This window comes from Nonomuraea ceibae, from assembly GCF_019396325.1.
In the GTDB taxonomy this organism is placed as follows: Bacteria; Actinomycetota; Actinomycetes; order Streptosporangiales; family Streptosporangiaceae; genus Nonomuraea; species Nonomuraea ceibae.
Genome location: NZ_JAHKRO010000021.1, coordinates 84,716 through 105,275, shown reverse-complemented (window position 1 = coordinate 105,275; position 20,560 = coordinate 84,716). Strand labels below are relative to the sequence as shown.

The 20,560-nt window shown below is 67.7% G+C and carries 17 protein-coding genes and 4 pseudogenes; 7 read left to right on the top strand and 14 right to left on the bottom strand.

The window, feature by feature from the left end; genetic code table 11:
- Positions 1-53: 53 nt before the first annotated feature.
- Both KME80_RS16760 and KME80_RS16755 read left to right on the top strand, forming a co-directional pair.
- Complete coding sequence (locus KME80_RS16760; protein WP_219506188.1) at positions 54-2,999, top strand: DUF6351 family protein; 2,946 nt, start codon at positions 54-56, stop codon at positions 2,997-2,999.
- A 262-nt stretch (positions 3,000-3,261) separates the two neighbouring features.
- On the top strand, positions 3,262-3,543 hold the full coding sequence (locus KME80_RS16755) for a hypothetical protein (protein ID WP_219506186.1): 282 nt from the start codon (positions 3,262-3,264) through the stop codon (positions 3,541-3,543).
- 238 nt (positions 3,544-3,781) lie between these two features.
- On the opposite strand, the gene KME80_RS16750 is transcribed toward KME80_RS16755, so the two are convergent.
- The 4 genes and pseudogenes from KME80_RS16750 to KME80_RS53200 all read right to left on the bottom strand — a co-directional run bounded on the left by KME80_RS16750 (position 3,782) and on the right by KME80_RS53200 (position 6,648).
- Positions 3,782-4,003 carry a hypothetical protein gene (locus KME80_RS16750; protein ID WP_219506185.1) on the bottom strand — a complete coding sequence of 74 codons (222 nt, stop codon included), beginning with the start codon at positions 4,001-4,003 and terminating at the stop codon, positions 3,782-3,784.
- Positions 4,004-4,222: 219 nt separating this feature from the next.
- Positions 4,223-5,779, bottom strand: coding sequence for an AfsR/SARP family transcriptional regulator (locus KME80_RS16745; protein ID WP_246645073.1), 1,557 nt, complete (start codon positions 5,777-5,779; stop codon positions 4,223-4,225).
- Positions 5,780-5,842: 63 nt separating this feature from the next.
- Positions 5,843-6,079: pseudogene (locus KME80_RS53205) on the bottom strand (AfsR/SARP family transcriptional regulator); the annotation flags it as partial.
- A 113-nt stretch (positions 6,080-6,192) separates the two neighbouring features.
- Positions 6,193-6,648: a transposase gene (locus KME80_RS53200; RefSeq protein ID WP_372455363.1), complete on the bottom strand. Its 456-nt coding sequence runs from the start codon at positions 6,646-6,648 to the stop codon at positions 6,193-6,195.
- Positions 6,649-7,079: 431 nt separating this feature from the next.
- Here KME80_RS53200 and KME80_RS51850 point away from each other — a divergent pair, with 431 nt between their 5' ends.
- The gene (locus tag KME80_RS51850) at positions 7,080-7,202 is read left to right on the top strand and encodes a hypothetical protein (protein WP_281427021.1); all 123 of its coding nucleotides are present in this window, start codon (positions 7,080-7,082) and stop codon (positions 7,200-7,202) included.
- Between the two features lie 67 nt (positions 7,203-7,269).
- Here KME80_RS51850 and KME80_RS53570 read toward each other — a convergent pair.
- Positions 7,270-7,523 (bottom strand): annotated as a pseudogene (locus KME80_RS53570) (IS982 family transposase); the annotation flags it as partial.
- A 121-nt stretch (positions 7,524-7,644) separates the two neighbouring features.
- Between KME80_RS53570 and KME80_RS16730 the strand changes: the two are divergent.
- Positions 7,645-8,827: pseudogene (locus tag KME80_RS16730) on the top strand (IS256 family transposase); the annotation flags it as partial.
- A 103-nt stretch (positions 8,828-8,930) separates the two neighbouring features.
- On the opposite strand, the pseudogene KME80_RS53565 reads toward KME80_RS16730, so the two are convergent.
- Together KME80_RS53565 and KME80_RS16725 are read right to left on the bottom strand one after the other, a co-directional pair.
- Positions 8,931-9,149, bottom strand: a pseudogene (locus KME80_RS53565) (IS982 family transposase); the annotation flags it as partial.
- 227 nt (positions 9,150-9,376) lie between these two features.
- A complete protein-coding gene (locus KME80_RS16725; RefSeq protein WP_219506181.1) occupies positions 9,377-10,183 on the bottom strand; it encodes a TetR/AcrR family transcriptional regulator in 807 nt (268 codons plus the stop codon).
- 86 nt (positions 10,184-10,269) lie between these two features.
- On the opposite strand from KME80_RS16725, the gene KME80_RS16720 reads away from it, so the two are divergent.
- Complete coding sequence (locus KME80_RS16720; protein WP_219506172.1) at positions 10,270-11,172, top strand: NAD(P)H-binding protein; 903 nt, start codon at positions 10,270-10,272, stop codon at positions 11,170-11,172.
- 514 nt (positions 11,173-11,686) lie between these two features.
- The gene (locus KME80_RS53195; protein WP_372455362.1) at positions 11,687-12,268 is read left to right on the top strand and encodes a DUF885 family protein; all 582 of its coding nucleotides are present in this window, start codon (positions 11,687-11,689) and stop codon (positions 12,266-12,268) included.
- Here KME80_RS53195 and KME80_RS16710 read toward each other — a convergent pair.
- The 6 genes from KME80_RS16710 to KME80_RS16685 form a co-directional block, all read right to left on the bottom strand.
- Complete coding sequence (locus tag KME80_RS16710; protein WP_219506168.1) at positions 12,171-12,734, bottom strand: CGNR zinc finger domain-containing protein; 564 nt, start codon at positions 12,732-12,734, stop codon at positions 12,171-12,173. The two genes, KME80_RS53195 and KME80_RS16710, sit on opposite strands and share 98 nt — an antisense overlap.
- Positions 12,731-13,177 (bottom strand): hypothetical protein, encoded by a 447-nt coding sequence (locus KME80_RS16705; protein ID WP_219506167.1) that lies wholly within the window; start codon positions 13,175-13,177, stop codon positions 12,731-12,733. The genes KME80_RS16710 and KME80_RS16705 overlap by 4 nt, the downstream gene beginning before the upstream one ends.
- Before the next feature lie 128 nt (positions 13,178-13,305).
- The gene (locus KME80_RS16700) at positions 13,306-14,202 is read right to left on the bottom strand and encodes an alpha/beta fold hydrolase (RefSeq protein WP_219506164.1); all 897 of its coding nucleotides are present in this window, start codon (positions 14,200-14,202) and stop codon (positions 13,306-13,308) included.
- 1,326 nt (positions 14,203-15,528) lie between these two features.
- Positions 15,529-17,172, bottom strand: coding sequence for an OmpA family protein (locus tag KME80_RS16695; RefSeq protein ID WP_219506162.1), 1,644 nt, complete (start codon positions 17,170-17,172; stop codon positions 15,529-15,531).
- Positions 17,173-17,273: 101 nt separating this feature from the next.
- Positions 17,274-17,876: a TetR/AcrR family transcriptional regulator gene (locus KME80_RS16690; protein WP_219506160.1), complete on the bottom strand. Its 603-nt coding sequence runs from the start codon at positions 17,874-17,876 to the stop codon at positions 17,274-17,276.
- Between the two features lie 97 nt (positions 17,877-17,973).
- Complete coding sequence (locus KME80_RS16685; RefSeq protein ID WP_219506158.1) at positions 17,974-18,747, bottom strand: crotonase/enoyl-CoA hydratase family protein; 774 nt, start codon at positions 18,745-18,747, stop codon at positions 17,974-17,976.
- Between the two features lie 104 nt (positions 18,748-18,851).
- Here KME80_RS16685 and KME80_RS16680 point away from each other — a divergent pair, with 104 nt between their 5' ends.
- Complete coding sequence (locus tag KME80_RS16680) at positions 18,852-19,739, top strand: LysR family transcriptional regulator (protein ID WP_219506148.1); 888 nt, start codon at positions 18,852-18,854, stop codon at positions 19,737-19,739.
- Here the strand turns inward: KME80_RS16680 and KME80_RS16675 are convergent.
- On the bottom strand, positions 19,673-20,551 hold the full coding sequence (locus KME80_RS16675) for a LysR family transcriptional regulator (RefSeq protein WP_219506146.1): 879 nt from the start codon (positions 20,549-20,551) through the stop codon (positions 19,673-19,675). The genes KME80_RS16680 and KME80_RS16675 overlap by 67 nt on opposite strands.
- Positions 20,552-20,560: the final 9 nt, after the last annotated feature.

Here is a 20,560-nt window from a genome sequence, read left to right as displayed (position 1 = left end):
GCAGCCGGCGGCCCCCTCACCCCCCACCCCCACCCCCGAGACGAGGAGGCGTCGTGTCCTCGAGGACGCGCCTGAGGTCCGCAGTGGTCGCGCTGCTGACCACCGTCCTGCTGGCAGCGGGCCAGCTGACCGCCCCGCCGTTGTCCGCCCGGACCACCGTCCAGCACTCCGCACAAACCTCAGACCTCGAATGCGCCGGCCATCGGGCGATGGGGGCGACCGTCACGGCGTCCTCGACCTTCAGCTCGAGTTACGGCGCGAAGAACGCCGTCGACGGCCTGTGCGCGGAGTCCTCCCGCTGGATGTCGTCGACGGCGGACGCCACCCCCACACTGACGATCACGTTCCCGGCCGGAACCCGGGTCGGAACGGTCGGCGTCTACAGCGGTTCCGGCTGGCCCAGCCCGTTCGCCGACACGGTCCTGGTGGACTTCACCGTCGAGGCCCGAACCGATGACGGCTGGGTGACGATCGGCACCGCGGCCGACAACACCGACCCGGTGGTCACCTTCAGCACCGACCTGGTGACCGACACGCTCCGCCTGGTGATCACGGAGAAGTCGCGGCACAGCACGAACGCTGCCCGCCTGTACGAGTTGGTGGTCAGGGCGCCCGGCGAGGGACCGCCCACCCCGCGGCCCACTGCCACCGACGACTTCCGCGCCGTCACGGCGGGGACCGAACTGGTGGCCGACGCACCCGGCGTGCTCGGCAACGACATCTTTCCCGACGGCGTCACGCCCGCGGTGACGGCCTGGTCCGCGCCTGCCCACGGCAGCCTGACGACGTCCCCGGACGGGTCGTTCCGCTACAAACCCGGCCGAGGGTACGTCGGCATCGACACGTTCACCTACCAGGTCGGCGACGACGCCGAGCGCTCGACCGCGACCGTCACGATCACCGTGACCGCCGGGCCGGACGGGCCGGAGCCGGACGAGCTGCGGATCTCCACGGTCTCCGGCCGGCCGGACATGGTGAGCGGAGGCGACGCGCTGCTCCGGATCGAGCTGCCCCGCCCCGTCCCGCGCGAGAGCCTCCGCGTGACGGTGAACGGTCAGGCCGACGTCACACCAGCCTTCCGGACCGGGGCCGAGACCAGCGAACTCCTCGGGCTGGTGACCGGGCTGCGCGAGGGCGAGAACACGGTCGAGGTCGCCGGCCGGACACCCGGCGGGCCGCGCGCCTCGATCACGCTCGTCAACCACCCCGCCCAGGGCCCGGTGTTCTCCGGCCTGCACCAGCAGCCGTTCGCCTGCGAGACCGCGGCGTTCGCGATCCCGGTGATCGGCGGCAGGCTCGGCGAGCCGCTCGACGCGAACTGCACGATCGCCCCCCGGGCCGACTACTTCTACCGGACCACCGCCAACGCCTACAAACGCTGGCCGGCCGGCGCCACCGCCTACCCCTCCGACCTGGCCACCACGACGAACTCACTCGGTGTCACGGTCAAGTTCATCGTCCGGATGGAGACGGCCACGGCCAACCGCGCGGTGGTCCAGATGAGCATGCTGCACGACCCGCTGGCCGAGCCCGCGCCGTCACCCACGACGCGTCCCGCCGGCTGGAACGGCCGGGCCGTGTTCACCCTCGGCGGCGGCTGCGCCGGCGGCTGGTATCGATCGGGCACCGGCACCGGCACTGTCACCGACGCGTTCATGCTGGGCCGCGGGTTTGCGCTGATGTCGTCCTCGCTGAACGTCTTCGGCAACAACTGCAACGACGTCACAGCGGCCGAGACGGCGATGATGGCCAAGGAACTGTTCGTCGAGAAGCACGGGCCGGTCGAGCACACGATCGGCTACGGCTGCTCGGGCGGGTCGTACCAGGCCCACCAGATCGCCGACAACTACCCGGGCGTCTTCGACGGCATCGTCGTCGGCTGCTCGTTCCCTGAGGTCGGCGTCGGCACGGTCAACTTCCTCACCGACGCGCGGCTGCTCGACACCTACTTCACCGCCGGCGCGACCGTTGCGTGGACGGAGGAGCAGAAGCGCAGAGCCTCCGGCTTCGCGACCGCGGCCATGGTGTCCGCCATGTCGCGGGGCGCCAACCGGATCGACCCGCGACTCGACTGCGGCATGGTCCCCGAGCAGCATCGTTACAACCCGGTCTCCAACCCGGCAGGCGTCCGCTGCGGCGTCTACGACCACATGATCAACGTTTACGGCGCCGACCCGGCCACCGGCTTCGCCCGCAGACCGCTGGACAACGTCGGCATCCAGTACGGGCTCGGCGCCCTGAAGGACGGCGCCATCACGCCGGAGCAGTTCCTCGACCTCAACGCCCGCGTCGGCGGCCTCGACGCCGACGCGAACGTCGTGCCGCGGCGGACGGAGGCCGACCCGAAGGCCACCAAGATCGCTTACCGCACCGGGCGGGTGATCAGCGGCGGTCGTGGGCTGGCCAGGACGCCGATCATCGACTACCGCTCCTACTGGGACGACGTGTCCTGGGGCGACATCCACGTCCGCTACCACACGTTCTCCCTGCGGGAACGGCTGAAGGAGGCCAACGGCACGACGGCCAACCACGTCAGCCTGCTCGAGGACGCCCGATACGGCTTGTTCAGCACCGAGAGCCCGCTGGTGCGGCACGCGGTGACCCAGATGGACCACTGGCTGACGAACCTCGCCGGCCTCCGCCCCGGCGGCAAGCCGATCGCACGGATCACCGCCGCCCGACCGGGCACCCTGGTCGAGGGGTGCAACACCCGCGACGAGCAGCCACGGTTCGTGGCCGAGACACTCGAGCGCGATCCGGCGAGCTATTGTGAGCGGCTCTACCCGACCGCGTCCTTCCCCCGCGAGGTGGCGGGAGAGGACGTCACCGCCGACATCATCACGTGCCGACTGACTGAGCCGAAGCGCGACGGCTACGGGGTGCAGTGGACGAACGAGCAGTGGGAACGGCTGCGCACGATCTTCCCCCGAGGCGTGTGCGACTACACCAGGCCCGGCGTGTCCCAGCAGCGCACGAAGAACACCTGGCATCGCTTCTGACGGCACCGGCGGGCGTGTCCCGAGCGGGGCTACATGGAACGCAAGGCGAGTGCAGGCCAAGGACGACTCGATCGGCCAGGTCGAGTTCACCATCAGCATCGACTCCACTATCGCCCGCGCTCACCAGCACGCCGCCGGGGCCCGTAAAAGGGGGACGGCGGCGGGACGACCGATATGAAGCAATCGCAAGGGCGGCAGGCGCTCGGACCATCCAGAGGCGGGCCGAGCACCGAACTGCACCTGCTAGTCCAAATCTTGCGGGTTGCCGCTGGTCCTGCACCTGACCGGCGGCAACGTCGTCGACTGCACCGCCTTCAACGACGTGCCGGCCAAGCTCCGAATCCGCCGCCCGGCCGGTGACCGCCCGCGCATCCGGCCGGATGTGGTGATCGGCGACAAGGGCTACTCCACCCGCACCATCGGCTCGACCTGCGCCGGCGTGGCAGCCTCACAGGGCAGACCAGCGAGGGCGATCCGCAGGGACGGACATGGAATGGCGACGGGAGCGCGATCTGTCAGGCGCCTGCGGTCACCTCCCACATGACGCCGTGGCAGGTTTCAGCGCTACTGATCGGTCATGAGTGCGTACCGTCGGGGATTCACAAGGGTTCCGCACCAGTAGCCGCTGGGCGCGGATTTGAGGTCTATCTGACAGGCCCGCGCTCCCGCACCTGTGTACGGGTATGTCTTGAGGACCCTGGGCCACGCACCAGCCGACCCGGAGCCGACGAGCAATCCCGCAACAGTGAGCAGAATGACTGCCGCCACTTTTCCTCGAGTCTTCATACGTCATCTCCACGACTTCGCTGCTGAACGGTCGTTGCCGTCTTTTCGAACCACACACTTTCAGAGCAGCATGGGACAGATGCTTGAGGAAATCTTGAATGGAGGGCTGAACTGGTCGATTCATCGATTTCAGACATCACCGTCCTGGCGCCATCCAACTGTTGACCTGCGGCGAAGCCAGTATCGACGCGTCCAAAGCCCCAGTCGGCGATGCGCACGACAACACCCTGATGGGTTCACAGTTCAGTCGCTATGCGACCGAACTGGTCAAGCCGAGGGCCATAACGCGCCGGCAACGAACCGGCCAACGCCGAGTGGGTGGTCTGGCTCAACATCGCTCGCTTGCACTTGGCCAACGGGCACCTCCTGCCAAGGAGCTCGAGGCTGGTTCAGCTCCCACCCCTCGAAGCCTTCGTCATCAACCACTGAGGTCTCCGTCAAGCTGGGCCCGGTTCAGAGTCGTTGGGCGGCCTCGACCGTGACGCGCAGGCAGAGCAGGCATCACAGCGTCCCGGCGCGTGGCCTCCATATGAAGTCTGGCCACGATCGACTGCATACAGGCGGACCAGATCGTGCATACGGTAGCGATCGGGCCGATGCTGCTGGACCAAGTAGGCGGCTTCCAAGATCCGCAGTGACGTCCGAGCTTGCGCCGTGGATAGGTTGGCCAAGTGGGCCACAGCGAACGTACGCATGTCCCGGCCGGGAGGGATCTGTCCGAACAGGGTGAATATCTGGGTTGTCTGCTCATCCAGCGCTTGCATATAGGAATCGAACATAGATCTCAGATCCGCACTGGGCTCCCCGGCATTGAATGCATGTAGTCGGTGTGCCTCATCGTCCAGTTCGCCTACGAGAGCGGCGAGCGGAAGTGCCGGGTTGTCTGCTGCACGAGCGCCCAGGATGCCGACGGCAAGGGGCAGACCGGCCGTGTGGTCGAGCAATGCTCGCGCTGCTTCGGGCTCCTCGGCAATTCGAGCCGGACCGAGGAGGCGGGTGAGGAGCAGGTGTCCCTCGTCCCGACCGAACGTGTCCAGTTCCAACGAACGTGCCCCGTGTCTGGCAATTAAGCCAGCGAGTCTGATGCGGCTGACCGTAATCACGACGCCTTCCGAGCTTCCACGTAGCAACGGGGCGACCTGTGCTGTGTCCCGCACATCATCAAGCATGATGAGCATCCGCCGATCAGCGACCAGCGACCTAAAGAGCCCCAGTTGCGCCTCTGGCTCGCGGGGTACCCTCGCCGCCTCGACACCCAGCGCCTCCAAGAACCCCCGCACTACCGCGTCAGGCTTAGCGGGTTCACCCTCGAGACCGAAGCCGTGCAGATCCACATACAACTGCCCGTCAGGGAAGCGGTCGAGCCGCAAGTGCGCCCAGTGCAGCGCGAGCCAAGTCTTACCCATACCGCCCAGCGCGGAGATCGCGATCGTGCTGGCAGGCTGCGCCATCCTGTCCAGTGCGGCGAGTTCCGCTGTACGCCCCACGAAGTATGCGGGAGGCGCAGGGAGCTGGCGGGGCCGAGGCATGGGCGCCAGCGAGGGCACCAGGGATGCGACAACGGGTTCTCCCTTGAGGATCATCTGGTGAAGCCGCCTCAGATCAGGCCCCGGATCCACACCGAGCTCGGTCGCGAGCTCAGTCCGGACATGGCCGTAGAGGCGCAATGCCTCCGCCTGCTGACCGCACTCATACAGGACAGTAATCAGCTGAGCCGCCACCCGCTCATCGAGCGGATGGCTGATCGCCAATGCCCGCAGCTCAGGCAGGAGTTCCGGTGCTTGCCCCTGCCGGAGTCGGATCTCGTTGCGCAAAAGTGTTGCCGTCAGCCTCTCCTCGTGCAACTGGACTCGGACGCTTTGCGCCCACCTTCCGTGTAGCCCGGACAGCGCTTCGGCCTCCCACAAATCGAGCGCTTCTTGCAACAACTCTGCTGCGGATTCCTCGCGAGGAGCCGTACGAGCTTGAGTCACAAGTCCTGTGAACACGTGCATGTCCACATGGTGAGGCGGCACGCGTAACGAGTAGCCGCCGCTGAGGCGGCTAAGCTGCCCAGGGTCGGCACCAGCGGAACGTAGCAGCGCGCGGATACGGTTAACGTAGCTGTAGAGCGTGCTCCGTACCCTGTTGGGAGGGCCCGTTCCCCAGACCCGCTCGATTAGTGTCTCTACAGCTACCATGCGCCCGGGCTCTACCAGGAGCGCTGCGAGTACGCACCGCTGCTTAGGCGGCCCGAGATCGAGAGATCTGCCGTTGATCGTCGCCCGCACCGGGCCGAGCACACGAAAGCGCATAGCGGGTGAGCCTTTCAAATGAGCTACTGAATTGACTTCGGCGGGCGAGTGGCCGTGCCGATGGCCATGAGTCCAAACGTCGTTTCGACTGCGCCACGCCAACGTCATTGGGATCAGGTCAAGGCTGCAAGGAGCCCCCGCGGAGAACCTTCGCAGCTATTTAGGCAAACCAGCTGCCGTGAGAATCTGCTGGCCATCTGCCTTGGCGGTGTCCGGTAGATCAGCGTTGATCCATAACAGAGTGCTGACCAAGGTGATGGCGGCTCGGTAGTTGCGGGAGAGTTTGTCGTAGCGGGTGGCGAGGGCGCGCCATTTGCTTGAGCTTGTTGAAGCAGCGTTCGACGATGTTTGCGGCGGCGGTAGGCGGCCTGGTCGAAGGCAGGCGGGCGTCCGCCGTGTCTGCCTCGTCGTTGCCGTCCGGCCTGCTGGTCGGTGCGTTCGGGAATGGTGGCCTTGATGTGTCGGGATCGCAGGTGGCTGCGGATGGCGCGGGAGCTGTAGGCCTTGTCGGCGATGACGCGATCGGGCCGTGTCCGGGGACGCCCGCTTCCTGGCCGGGCGACGGTGATCTGCTGCAGGACCTCGGGAAGACGGTGAAGACGGTGCAGTCGTTGACGTTGCCGGCGGTGATGAGCACGGACAAGGGCAGGCCGCGCCCGTCGGTGGCCAGGTGCAGCTTGCTGGTCAGTCCGCCGCGGGATCTGCCGAGTGCCTGATTCGTCCTGTCCGGTTCCCCCTTTTACGTGCGCCGGCCGCGTGCTGGTGGGCGCGCACGATGGTGGAGTCCACGCTGACCGTCCAGTCCAAGCGGCCGACGGCGTCATCGTGCACCTGCACGTGTTTGAGCAGGGCGTCGAAGGTGCCGTCGGCTGCCCAGCGCCGGTAGTGCTCATAGACGCTCTCGCCGCCGCCTCCGCACAGATCCCGGGCTGCCTGCGCACGCGTGGCAAGCCCTCGTGGATGAGCTGCTCACCATCGGCGCCGACCCACACGCCGCGGCGTGCCCGACCCCGACGATGCCCGCTTCCGTGAGCAGGCGTTCGGCGCGGCAGGGCTCGTCTCCTACGTCGTCGACGACGCGGCCAAGACAGTGCACGTCTTCTCGATCGTGTGGGCAGGCTGACAGCCGTCATCTAGCTCGGGGTGCCGTTAACCAGCGCGCGCCAATACCTTTACTAGCCAGCTCCCCGCAGTCCGGCCGGGGTGCAGATCAGTGCAGGCGCAGGCCCCAGAACCAGCGCGAGCGTGAGCGGCTGTGGCCGTAGCCTGCCCACCCCGCCAGCTCGGAACGGCGGGAGGTGGGGCGGCAGCGACCGCACTCGACCGGGGTGGGGCCAGCCACCCAGACCGGGTCATCCCACAGGTCGGTGACGTGGGCCAACGCCCGGATCGCTCGTTTGAGCAGGGAGAAGGCATTGTGCAGGCGCTTGTTGTAGCCGGACTGGGTTGCGTCCACGGGAGTGGTGTACGAGTTTGGCCTGGTCACAGGCGTGGCGTCGTGAAACGAAGACGGCCATCGAGTGATCCTTCGAGTAGCTAGATCAAGATCGAAGGAGAACCAGTCGATGGCCGCAGACAACAGTGTGACGCCCGCGCAGTGGCTCGCGAAGCAGATCGAGACCGACGGCCCTGACATGTTGCGATCCATGGTGAAGACCATGGCCGAAGCGTTGATGTCGGCCGAGGCCGACAACCTATGCGGGGCCGCCTACGGCCAGCGCAGCGACGAGCGGACCAACTCCCGCAACGGCTACCGGGCGCGCGAGTGGGACACCCGCGCAGGAACCCATCGAGCTCGCGATTCCGAAGCTGCGGTCCGGCTCCTACTATCCGGACTGGCTGCTGGAGCGACGCCGACGGGCCGAGCAGGCGCTGATCAGCGTGGTCGCCACGTCCTACCTGCTCGGCGTTTCCACCCGGCGGGTGGACAAGCTGGTCGAGCAGCTTGGCATCAAGCACATCTCCAAGAGCCAGGTCTCGCAGATGGCCAAGTGTCTGGATGAGCAGGTCGAGGCGTTCCGCACCCGCGCGCTGGACGCCGGCCCGTACACCTTCGTCTGGCTGGATGCCTTGACCCAGAAGGTGCGTGAGGGTGGTCGCACGATCAACGTGCACGTGTTGGTGGCCACCGGCGTCAACGCCAACGGCCAGCGCGAGGTCCTCGGCCTGGAGGTCACCTCGGCCGAGGACGGTGCCGGGTGGCTGGCGTTCCTGCGTGGCCTGGTCGCCCGGGGCCTGTCCGGCGTCCAGCTGGTCATCTCCGACGCCCACCGCGGCCTGGTCGAGGCCATCGGCGCCGCTCTGCCGGGCGCGTGCTGGCAGCGCTGCCGCACCCACTACCTGCGCAATCTGCTCACCTGCGTACCCAAGTCGGCGCAGCCGTGGGTGGCCACCCTGGTGCGTACCATCTTCGACCAGCCCACCGCCGAGCAGGTGCGCAGCCAGCACGCCTGGGTCATCGAAGCGCTGGAGGCCAAGTACCCGGCCGCTTGTGAGCATCTGGACGCCGCCCGCGAGGACCTGCTGGCCTTCGCCGCCTTCCCGCGTGAGACCTGGCGGCAGATCTGGTCGAATAACCCGCAGGAACGACTGAACAAAGAGATCCGCCGCCGCACCGACGTGGTCGGCATCTTCCCCGACCGGGCCGCCATCATCCGGCTGGTCGGCGCGGTGCTGGCCGAGCAGACCGACGAATGGATCGAAGCCCGACGCTACATGGGCCTGGACATCCTGGCCAAACCCGCGTCCGGCTGCTCACAAGCGACACACCGACCCCGAACCAACTCCCGCAGACGCTTACCGCTTAACCTGCAGAAACAGGATCACTCGGAGGTCGATTCATACACCACGTCCGTGGACGTGACCCCGGACTGGCCGGGCAGTACGGAAAGGCGCCGGGCAGATGTACGGGTACGTAGCGTAGCCAGCGGGCCTGAGACTGCACGCCGAGTAGGACCTGAGCCACCGCCAAAGTCAGCTGGGGTGGTCGTCCTAACCGGGGTGATTCGCCCAGCCAGTCGTCGATCCTCGCATACGGTGCGGTCAGAAGGGTGTTGAGGTCGTTCGTCACACATCGCTCCTCGGCACCCTCGTCGTACCTGCACGGAGACCTCCATCGATAGCCCACCGTCGATGTACGTCTGCCCCGCGTGACCGCCCTTGGCGACGGCGACGTCCTCGGGCAGCCCGGCGGCCTCGATGGGGCGGGCCCGCCGCCAGGGACAGTACGGCAGGTCCGGCCGGCTCCCATCTGGAACGATCTCCGTCTAGGCATTCGCGGGCCGTCCGAGCACGGGTTCAATGCTCGGTGCCATGCGGCGATGAGCGCGCCGCCGCTTCGATGCCGTCCAACAGCCGCCGCAGCCCGTACACGTACGGCTCCTCGGCCGACTGGTCCGCCTCTCCGGCCTCTTCGAAGCCGCCACCGAGCCAGACCTGGCTCATGGTGGGATATGCGTCGGGGTCGAAGTATTCCTCCCACAGGTGCTGGCGTTCGCCCCACCACGCGTCCCAGGTCTGACCGGTCGCCTGCTCCGCTTGCAGGTCCTCGGCCTCCCGACGGGCGGCGGCCACGACGTAGGTGATGATCGTCTCGGCCGCGGCGAACATCTCCGATGCCGGAAGGCGGGCGCCGCGCAGGGCGGACAGCAGGTATTCGTACTCGCCCATCATGCCCGGGCCGAGCGGCGGCCGGGCGGTGGAGACCTCCCGCAGCCAGGGGTGGCGCAGGTGGGCGGCCCTGGTCTGGGCGGCGTAGTGCTCGACCCGCGCCCGCCAGCCGGTCTGGCCGACGGGGACGGAGAGGTCGCGTTCGGTCATCACCGTGTCGACCATGAGGTCGATCAGTTCGGCCTTGCCGGGGACGTGCGTGTAAAGGGTCATCGCCCTGACCCCCACCCGCTCGCCGACGCGCGCCATTGACACGACACTCAGCCCGCCGGCGTCGGCGACGTCGATGGCGGCCTGGATGATCTGGTCGATGCCGACCGTCGGCCTGCGGCCTTTAGGCGGCCTGCCGTCGGCCGGTCCCGTGGCGGCGCGACCGCGCCACAGGAGGGCCAGCGTTCGCTTGGGATCAGCGCCGCCGCTGTGCCCGGTTGCCATGGATCTCCTCGCTTGCCGCCCGTTCCACTCCCGTATAGCCTACGGAAGCTATTTCCTTATGCCATACGATAATAGGAGGGCAGGTCATGACCACACTGCTGACCATCGTGAAAGACCGCGACATGCCAGGCCACGTGCCGACGGCCGGCCCCGTCGGACACGCCATCGCCGCCCAGCTGGCCGCAGCGGGCGAACCGACGCGGGTGCTGACGCCGCCGTCCGAGGCGAGCGGCTGGCCGGACGGCGTCGAGGTGATCGTGGGAGACGTCGCCCGCCCGGCGGAGTCCGCGGCAGCGTTTGACGGCATCCAGCGGCTATTCCTGTCCGGAGCGGTGCCCGAGACGGCGTACGAACTGGTCACCCTGGCGCGCAAGGGCGGCATGGAGCACATCGTGGTGCTGTCATCGCACGGCCCCGAGTTCGAGATCCAATACGAGCCCGAGGCATGGTCGTGGCTGGCCATCGAGGTGGTGGCCGAGCGCTCTGGAGCGCGATGGACGCACCTGCGCCCCTCCCCCGTGATGGCCCACCAGACCTTCCACGACGACTACTCGTACACCGGGGTGAACTGGGCGGAAGCCATCAAACGCGGGGAAGTCATCCGCGAGCCCTACGCCGACGCGCGCTATCCCCTCATCCACGAGCACGACCTCGCCGCCGTGGCGGTGACGTTGCTCGCCGACGACCGGCACGCCGGGCAGGTCGTGACGGCGTACGGGCCGCCGATCAGCCCGCTCGAGCAGATCCGGCTCATCGGGCAGGCGCTCGGCCGACAGATCCCGTTCGAGGAACTGTCCCCCGAACAGGCCACCGAGCTCGACCGCCAGGCCGGCGTCTCCGAGGAGATGATCGTACTGGGCCGCTCCGTGGGCGCCGACTTCCTCGCCAGTCCGATGGAGCCGGACCACACCGTGGCCCGCCTGCTGGGCCGCCCGCCGCGCGGCTACGCCGAATGGCTGGCCGACCACCTCGACGCCTTCCGCCTTTAACCACGCCGCGTCCGCCCGCCCGCGCCCGCCGGGCGGAGAAGGTCCGGCCCGGGCTGCAGCGGACGCTGGACGCGATGACCGACGTACCGGCGCTGAACCGCAACGGCCGCGTGGACCTGCTGGCAGTCGACTGGTGTCTGTCACGTCCCGGGCGGCGCAGAAGGCTATCTGGCCGCTGCCCAGTCGCACGCCACGACCGACCCGCCCGTGGAAGAGATTCACCAGACCGGTCTTGATGTGATCGCCGCCCTGCGCGAGGAGTTCGCCGCGATCGGCGGGCGGGTACTGGCATCTCCGACCCCGATAAGGGGATCAAGGGGTTGCGGCACATCCTCTCGCTACAATTCGGGACCGAGGAGAACACCTTCGAGCCCGGCTCCAGGACGTCTGCGAGCACAAGGCGCTGGCCTTCCACGAGAGCCCTCGGCCATCACCTGCAACGGAGCATCGGTCAGACCTTGTAGTACCTGCCTGACTTCCGCCGCTTCGGGTACGTCACCGCGCACGGCGACGGCTGGGGGCTGTATCAGAGCGGCCGGGCCGACGAGGCGGGTCTCTACACGAGGACGTGACCCGGCTGGGCATGCTGTCGTTCGAAGCCTGGCGGGCCTGCCGCCTCGTGGTGGACACCGGCATGCACCACCAAGACCGGTCCAGGGACTGGGCGGTTGACTTCATGCTGGCCACCAGTCCCGTCTCCCCCGGCCAACATCGACGCCGAGATCGACCGCTACATCTCCTGGCCAGGCAGGCAGTCGCGTACATGATCGGCCGGCTGCGCATTCAGGACCTGCGTCACCGAGCGAAGACGGCGCTGTGCGCCGCCTTCGACATTCGCGTGTTTCCTGACAAAGTGCTGGCCAGCGGCCTCGTTCCGCTGGGAACGCTGGAAGAGATCATCTCAGAGTGGGCACCGTCCCACGGCCGGAAGCGGGCACGCCTCCAAGTACGACCGCAGACTTCAGAGCCGAGTCTGGCACAGGCACCAGACTTCGTGATCAGGAGTGGGTGGAACGGTAGCGGGCAGCTTTGGCCTGGTTGCCGCAGATCTTCATACTGCACCAGCGGCGACGTCGGCCGCGGGAAGAATCGATGAAGAACCAGCCACACCGATCACAAGCTCGAATACCCTGCGGGGGTGGGTTGAGAACGAGCGTAATGGCCCGCAGCGCCAGGATTGCGAGCGCTCCGTCGGTGTTCGATGAGGTCATGGAGCCGTCGGGGCTCACGGCGACGTGAGCGCTCCCGTGGCTGGCGATACCGAGCAGCCCTGCGAAGGCCCCTGCAGGGATCGTTTGGCCGTCCTTCTGCGCGTCGAAGACCTGCCAGAGGAGCCTGCGCAAAGCGCGTGCGTTTTCCAGGTCGCGGTCGGTGATAACGCGACTCGCGCCGCTACTGGCCGGCAGGAGGTGTGCCCGGTCGAGCCAGGTGCCGAGTACGTCGGTGCTGGTGTACAGATCTGTGCCGAGTTCAGGCCAACGACGGTAGACAGTATTCGCGAAGTCGAGCGCAACATCCCCGGCGATGAAGTGGTCTTCACCCCAGGCGGTGGCGGCGGTCATTGCAGTTTGTAGCGCATAATGGGCCGGTTGTGCCTGGGCCGAGCGACCTCGGTAAACCCGGCCTCAGTGAAGGTGCTTGCGATGCCGGTCATCGCCGTGTCTGCCCCCGCCCTATGCCCGGCAGGCGGCTCGACTGGATACGCCTCGACGATTCGTGTCTGCGAGGTCTCGGCGAGGTAGTCGCACACTGCGGCTATCCACCCCGCAGACAGGCCGCGGCCCCGGTGACCCTTCTTGATGAAGAGGCACACGAGGGAAACCACAGGCTCGCCATCAACCGGCTTCAGCAGCGCTGAGCGCTGCATACGGGGGAAGTCTGAGCGACTACCGACAGCACACCAGGCCACCGGCTCGGCATCGAGATATCCCACAACTCCCGGTGGCGTCTCACCTTCGGCAAGGCCGCGCATGGCGACTCGATTACCGTCGCCCTTGTTCTCCATCCACTCTCCAATGCTCAACCGCCAGTGCATGCACCAACAGCCGCCCGCCCCGCCGCGTGCGCCCATCACGACCTCAAAGTCCTCCCAGGTGTCCGCCGTCAGCGGTCTGACAGTCCACTCTGGCAAGCTCACACGGCCACCCCCGCGCGATCGAAGGCGTCACCGACAAAGGTGACCATAAGATCGGCGACCTCGGCGGCGTGGGTCTCCAGCAGGAAGTGCCCGGCGTCGTAGATGTGCGCCTCCAACCGGGTCATCGCCCGGTGGTAGGCGAGCACTTCGGCGATGTCGAAGAAGGTGTCGTGCCGGCCCCACAGCACCAGGCACGCAGGCTGATACTCGGCATGGTACTTCGCGATTTCGCCGAAGCGTGCCACGTGCTTGCGGTAGTCGTAGAAGAGCTGGAAGTGCACCTCGATGTTGCCCGGCCTCGAGAGACGCTCCCAGTCGAGGTGCCACGATTCACGTGGATGCAACTCCCGCAACTCCTCCCGCAGCCCCGTGAGGTAGGTGTCACGGGTGCCGTCGAAGTTCAGCCACTCCGGCAGGGCCGCCTTGTTCTCCTCGGTCGGCTCGGCCCAGAACCGGCGAGACGCATCCCACGCCTCATTCAATCCCGCCTCGTGCACGTTGCCGTTCTGCACCACCAGGCCCAGCACTCGTTCCGGGTGACGGGTGGCCATGTAGTAGCCCACAGGCGTGCTGTAGTCCGTCACGAACAGCACATACCTCTCCACCCCAAGGTCTTCGAGCAGGGCATCAATCACCTGGGACAGGCGCTCGAACGTGTACTCAAACTCATGCAGCCCTGGCGCGTCGGAGAACCCGAATCCCGGAAGATCGGGCGCCACCGTGTACGCGACCTCGCCCAGAACCGGAAGCACGTCACGAAACGAGTACGACGAGCTGGGGGAACCGTGCAGCAACACCACCGCCGTTGGCGACGGTGTCCCCGCCTCCCTGTAGTGCACCCGCAAGCCCTCCAGCTCCCGGTAACGATGCCTCGTCTTAGCTGCGAGTTTCACGGCAGGTTCCTCCATCCCACATCGCCCACATAGTAACCCTATCAGAGCCTTTAAACGGTTACTGGTATGGCTCAGCAGCACGACCTCTATGACGGACCGCGACAACACCGGCGACCAGTTCGCATCCGTGGCGATCAGGCTCGCCTCAATCCACAAGAGGGTGTGGCAGCGCCGTGGGCAGGCCAGATCAAGAGCTACCGGAAGCAACGGAGCAGAATCCACTGAATCCCTGCCTGGCCTGCAGTTCTTTGGATTGAGGCAGCGGCCGGCGTAACTTCTCCACTACGCTTCGCATTGGCTTCGGTGCCGGCAGTTGGTGGCCCGGCTGTTCGATCAGGCCCTCACGGGAGCGTGGAGCTGCTCGGAGAGAACGGGCTCCTGGGCTGGCTGACCGAACTGGCGCTGGAGCCCGCGCTGAAGGGCGAGATCATCGACCATCTCGGCCACGACAAACGCGAGCAAGGGCGGCGAGACGAGGGCAACAGCGGCAACGACAGTCGGTCCAAACCCTCATCACGGACGTCGATCCGGACGAGATCACCGTGCCCCGTGATGGGACGGCACCTTCGAGCCGAAGATCGTGCGCAAGCGGCAGCGGCGGTTGTCCGGCATGCACCGATGGTCGTCTCGCTGGTCGCCATAGGGCCGACCACCGGCGAGATCTCCGAACTCTCCGAGATCAACAGCGCCGACGTCTCCAAGCGGACCACCTCCACCATCATCGACAAGGTGCTGGACGGGACGACCAAATGGCAGAGCCCTGCCACTCGACCCGCGCTGCCTTCCAGCGGTGGTTGGGAGTCCTCTGGAAGACGCCTGTGTCAGCCATGTTCGCCCTGCTTGGACCGGAGTGCGGTTGCCAAGGACAAGGCGGGGCCGCCGGTTCAACTCTTGGAGCGACCAGTCGCAGGTCGCGAGCGGTGTGTGGGGAACGGGCGCTGCCCACGGGTATGTGCGGCGGCAACAGGCCACCGTGTAGGCGAGCCGGTGTTCCCGTTGGCGCCGCACGGAAACTGGCCCAGGTGCGCGTGCCGTACCAGGAAATCATGCTGGCCGCGTTCATTCCGCTGGCCTTCACCCTCGGCACTGACGTCAGGCCCGCCCGGCGCATCCAGGCGCGATGAGGTCCTGCACCGGAAACGGTGGTGAGCGGGACCCGATGCCCGGAGTCATGGCGAGCGGGCCTGCCGACGGACGTTGGTCGGTGGACCGTCCTCTCAGCTTGGCGGCACAGCCAACGTCGCCGGCGTTACCCTTCACATGGCGTACGCGTCCTCAATCACGTCGATCCCGGCCCCCTACATCGCCGTTGGGGGCCAGCCAGTCTTATCTGATCACCGGCACACCGGCCAGCGGCGGGAAGTCCGCTACGCGTACTCGCACGCTTGTGGCGTCCTGGGGCAGGCTGACGAGGGTCCAGAACTCCTTGGTTTCCTGCGCGAGGTGCTTGGCGTTGTAGGAGCTGGGCGTGCACAGGCAGGAGAGGGACGCACCCTGCCGGGTGTAGACGATGACAGCGCCGTGGAGGGTCTTGCTGCCGGGATCGACCACGTCGACGTTGGAGGCGGCGCCCCTGCCGCCTCGGCCGGGCAGGCTCGACGGGCGGTCGCTGAGGTCATGCAGCCAGGTCTGCTTGATGCCGTTGTTGGTGGTTCTGAGAACCATGAGGCCCACCCCTTCCCCGATCGCGCGGATGGGGTCGACCTCGACGGTGAACGGCTGTCCCTCGACGTTCGTGGTGCTGCTGCCCCCGGGACGTCCCGACTCGATGGCGTTCGGCGTCCTGCTCGGGGCAGGCGCGGGACGCGACTCGGGCCGGTCGAAGGTGACGGTCACCCGGCGGTTCTTGCGTCGGCCGCTCTCGTCGTCGTTGGGGTAGATCGGTTTGGTGGAACCGTAGCCCTTGGCGCTGAATCTCACCCCATCCCGGGTGACGAGCGAGGACAGCCGCTTGCGCACGGAGTCGGCACGACGTTCGGACAGTGGCTGGTTGATGGCGTCGGTGCCGGTCGAGTCCGCGTGCCCCTCGATGGTGACCTCGGCCGCGTCTGAGGCGTCGATCTGGCCCGCTGTGCGCTCCAGTACCGTACGGGCGTCCGCAGACAGGTCCGCCTTGTTCACCTTGAACAGCACGTCGGAGGAGAGATTGATGCGGACCTGTTCATCGTCGGTGGTGGTCTCCGAGCTGTTGTCCAAGCTGGCCGAGGGCAGCTCCATGGGATAGGAAAGCGGAGTGAGCTGAGCGGTGGCCGGGTCCGGAATCTGCTGGTTGGGTGGCGGCTGCGGAGGCTCGTCGCTGATGGGAACGTTGATGAACGGCGGAGCGAGCGGGGTGTACACGGTCGCGGAGGTGGCACCTCCGGAGGGAGCCGGCACCAGCGCGAAGAAGGTGCGGGGCTTGCCCGGCTGGAGCCATGGGCTCTCGAAGTCGTCCTCGACGGTACACACGCAACCTCCGTCGGGTGTGGAGGACGGCATCAGCAGGCGGCTGGCGGCCACGTCGATGATGCCGAGGCCCGAGGCCATGTCGTCCCTGTCCCTGCCGCCTCCCATGCGGTCGTCGATGTGGTGCCATACATACATGGAACGCTCGCGCGTTTCGGTGAGACGAACCTGGATCGCGACATGGTCACCGGTCCGGTTGAGCCCGACGAGGTCGACCTTCACGGAGCGCTGGCCGTCTTCGGGATGGGTGGCGATGGCACTGGCGAGGGGTTCGCGGTTGTCGGAGTACGGATCGCTATAGGAAGGGCTGACGACAGCGGTGGCTGTGTGCGGCGGCGGCGACGAGATGGAGGAGGAGGGCGGCGGCTCAGCCGGAGTGGGCGACGTCGCCTTCTCACGGGGAGCGGAGTCGGTCAAGGGTTGCTCCGGCATGCCGCAGGCCGTCATCAGCGCCAGTAGCCACGCGACCGACGCCCCCATGAGCGGGCGTCGACCCCTGGCTGCAGCATAGGTCTCATCACTCATTGCAGATAACTCCATGAAGGGGAAGCCCGAAGCTGGCGGGGTGTCGTGCCCGTCCGCGCCCTGCCTTCGGGTGAGCAGGAGCCGGCATTGGCACGTGATCGCTAGCTCTCGCGATCGCCTCCCAGCGCGCGCAATGCCCGGGTCACCTGGTCGGCCGAAGGGAGAGAGCCCGGGTCGAGCAAGCACTGCATCGACAGGCCGACGAGCAGCGCGTGCACCACGGCCCCCAGGCCGCCGTTCTCTGCGGTCTCCATGTCCGTGGCCGTATCCTCGCCGAGGTCAGGGTCGGTCGGCGGGCCGATGACAAGGGCGGCCAGCTCCGCGCGGGCCTGCTCGCCCGCCAAGGTCAGCGACCGGCGGATCTCATCGTTGTAGGGCGCCTGGGCGTAGGCCTGCACGCTGACCAGGAGCGGTTCGCGCTGACGGGGCAGCGCGGTCAGGAACTCCTCCAGCGCGATCCGGAGCCGCTCAGAGGGAACGGACACGCCGGCAGCCTGAACGACCGCAGAGATCACGTCTCCCCACTCGTCCTGCGCTTCCAGTGCCGCCAACGTCATCAATGCGTCCTTGGAACCGAAGTGATAGCCGATGGAGGCCAGATGCGCTCCGGAGGCGGCGGCGATGTCGCGCGCAGTAGTGCGGTGGAAGCCCTTGTCAGCCAGGCAGGCGCGGGCTGCGGCCAGAAGATCCTCACGTTGACTCATGGGCGCCAATCTAGCATTTGAACGTACGTACGTTTTTGGCGCGGACGGCCCGGCGGGCCCCATCCGCGGAGCCTGGACCGCTCCCGGCTGGATAGGGTCAGCGTCCCGTCCAGCGCGGAGGGCGTTTCTCGGCGAAAGCACGGGCACCCTCCGCAGCGTCCGCGGAGGCGATGACCGGGTCGGTGATGAGGCGCTGGCGAGCGAAGCGTTCCTCTTCCGGCCACCGGGTGTGCTGGCGGATCACGCGTTTGCTCGCCTCGACCGCCAAAGGACCGTTGGCTGAGATCGTCGCGGCGAGGTCCAGAGCCGTCCGCAGTGCCTCGCCCTCCTCACTCAGGCGATTCACCAGTCCGATCTGGTAAGCGCGTTCGGCGAGCAGCAGGTCGCCGGTCAGCGCGAACTCCATGGCGAGTTGCTCCGAGACGCGGTTCGGCAGGCGGAGCAGGCCACCGGCGGTGGCCACCAGGCCGCGTTTCACCTCCGGCAGACCGAAACGGGCCGTTCGCGCGGCCACGACCATGTCACAGGCCAGTACGATCTCCCAGCCGCCCGCCACCGCCGGGCCCTCGACGGCCGCGATCAGCGGCTTCCGCGGGGGCGCCTCCGTCAGGCCCGCGAAACCCCGGCCTTCGACCCTCGGGCGCTCACCACGGGCGAACGCCTTCAGGTCCATCCCCGAGCAGAAGGCTCCCCCGGCACCGGTGATGACGCCGACGGACAGATCGTCGCGCGAGTCCAGGAGGTCCAGAGCCGCAGCAATGTCCTCGGCGACCGCCTGGGTGATCGCGTTCCTGGCGTGCGGCCGGTTGATCGTGATCACCAGGACGTTGTCAGCGAGGTCGACCAGCAGTTCTTCGCGCTCAGATGTCATGGGGCGAGTCCACCACCGCCGTCCGTGCGCGAGCAAAGACCGGCTGCCGACCGGACCGATCACCGTTTCCTATGGTCGCAGGCCAGGCCACTATCCTGTGCGGCGTGGACCTCCGCCTGATCGAGTACTTCATCGCCGTCATCGATCACGGCGGGGTGACCAGGGCCGCACAGGCGCTGTACATCGCACAACCGTCGCTGTCGCAGGCGATCCGCGTGCTGGAGCGGCGGCTCGGCGTGGAGTTGTTCGAACGGACGAGCCGTGGTCTCGTGCTGACTCAGGACGGCGCCGCGTTCGCCGTCCCAGCTCGGCGGCTCCTGGCCGATGTCGAACACGCCCGTGATCGGGTGCGGGACGTACGAGACCTGGCCGCCGGGCGGCTGGAGATCGCCGCGCTGGCCGCGCTGGCTGTCGACCCGCTGCCCGAACTGACCGCCGCGCTGCGCCATGAGCATCCCGGCCTGCTGGTCACCGTCCAGGCTTGTGAAAAGGTGACGTCCGTGGCCGCGAGGGTCCGTGCCGGGGAGGCGGAGGTCGGCCTGACCGAACTTCCGGTCCAAAGTGAGACGCTGCGGTGCGTGGAGCTGCTGACCCAGGAGACGGCGCTGGTATTGCCGCCGTCGTTGGCCGCCGGTCTGCCGGACCCAGTCCCGCTGGAGGCGGTCGCCGAGCTGCCCTTCGTGGTCGAGCCCGGCACTCCCCCCGCCGGTCGGGTCGTGATGGAGTGCGCGCATCGGCAGGCCATCTGGGAGCTCGTCCGGCATGGAGTGGGCGCCGCGTTCCTGCCCCGGGCGTTCGCGGAGAGCGGCATCGACGGCGTGGTCGTCCGCTCCACGGACCCGCCGATCCACCGCCGAATCGGGCTCGTGTTCCGGGCCGGTCCCCTGTCTCCGGCGGCGTCGGCCTTCCTGCGGGTCGCCGGCGATCATCCGGCTGAACGGGCCAGCTCCACGAAGTCCCGCCCCGCCGGGGACAGCCCGGCCTCGTCGTAGACCAGCCCGTACGCCCGGCGGATCGGCGGCGTCACCGCCCGCACCTGCGCGCCACGCACCCGGGACGTCTCGGCCAGCGACCGCTCCAGGAACGTGCCGCCCACGCCGGCCAGGACGAACGGCAACCGGGCCTCCCGGCTCTGCACCACGGTCGCCGTACGGACCGCGCAGCCCGCCTCCGCGAGGGCCTGCTCGATCTCCCCCGCCTGAGACCCGCCACGCGGCACGGTCACCAGCGGCAGGTCGGGCAGAGCGGTGAGCGGGAGTGGATCGTCCGGCGGCACCGCCGATCCCGGCGGGTAGGCCACCCACCACTCCTGCACGCCCAGTTCCAGCACCTGAAGGCCGGACGCCTCCGCGAGCGGCAGGTGACAGATAACGATCTCCCCGTGCCCCTCCCGCAGCAGCGACGTGACGGCGCTCTCGTCGCGCAGGTCGTCGATCCGGATGAGGACTTCGGGGTGGTCGTGGCGGAACGTGGCGAGCAGGCGGGCGACCGGATCGGCGGCGAAGGTGGGGATGGCGACGATGTCCAGCCGGCCGCGGGGCCGTCCGGCCGCGTCCGCCAGCGTGCCCTGCGCCGCCACAACGTTGCGCAGGATGCGGCGCGCCGGGCCGATCAGCGCATGCCCCGCCGATGTCAGCACGACACCGCGGCCGATCCGGTGGAAGAGCGGCACGCCGAGCTCGCGCTCCAGCTTACGCAGCGCCTGCGAGACCGTCGGCTGCGCGACTCCGAGTGCCGCGGCCGCCGCGTTGACGCCGCGATGGTCGACGACCGCGAGAAAGTACTCGACCTGGTGCAGATCCATGTCGCCAAG

Coding starts and splice junctions, on each gene's coding strand:
- KME80_RS16705 (WP_219506167.1), bottom strand. CDS start 13,177: ATGGAGAACAAGGGCGACGGTAATCGAGTCGCCATGCGCGGCCTTGCC.
- KME80_RS16685 (WP_219506158.1), bottom strand. CDS start 18,747: ATGACATCTGAGCGCGAAGAACTGCTGGTCGACCTCGCTGACAACGTC.
- KME80_RS16695 (WP_219506162.1), bottom strand. CDS start 17,172: ATGAGTGATGAGACCTATGCTGCAGCCAGGGGTCGACGCCCGCTCATG.
- KME80_RS16725 (WP_219506181.1), bottom strand. CDS start 10,183: ATGGCAACCGGGCACAGCGGCGGCGCTGATCCCAAGCGAACGCTGGCC.
- KME80_RS16720 (WP_219506172.1), top strand. CDS start 10,270: ATGACCACACTGCTGACCATCGTGAAAGACCGCGACATGCCAGGCCAC.
- KME80_RS16710 (WP_219506168.1), bottom strand. CDS start 12,734: ATGACCGCCGCCACCGCCTGGGGTGAAGACCACTTCATCGCCGGGGAT.
- KME80_RS16690 (WP_219506160.1), bottom strand. CDS start 17,876: ATGAGTCAACGTGAGGATCTTCTGGCCGCAGCCCGCGCCTGCCTGGCT.
- KME80_RS16745 (WP_246645073.1), bottom strand. CDS start 5,779: ATGCACGTGTTCACAGGACTTGTGACTCAAGCTCGTACGGCTCCTCGC.
- KME80_RS16675 (WP_219506146.1), bottom strand. CDS start 20,551: ATGGATCTGCACCAGGTCGAGTACTTTCTCGCGGTCGTCGACCATCGC.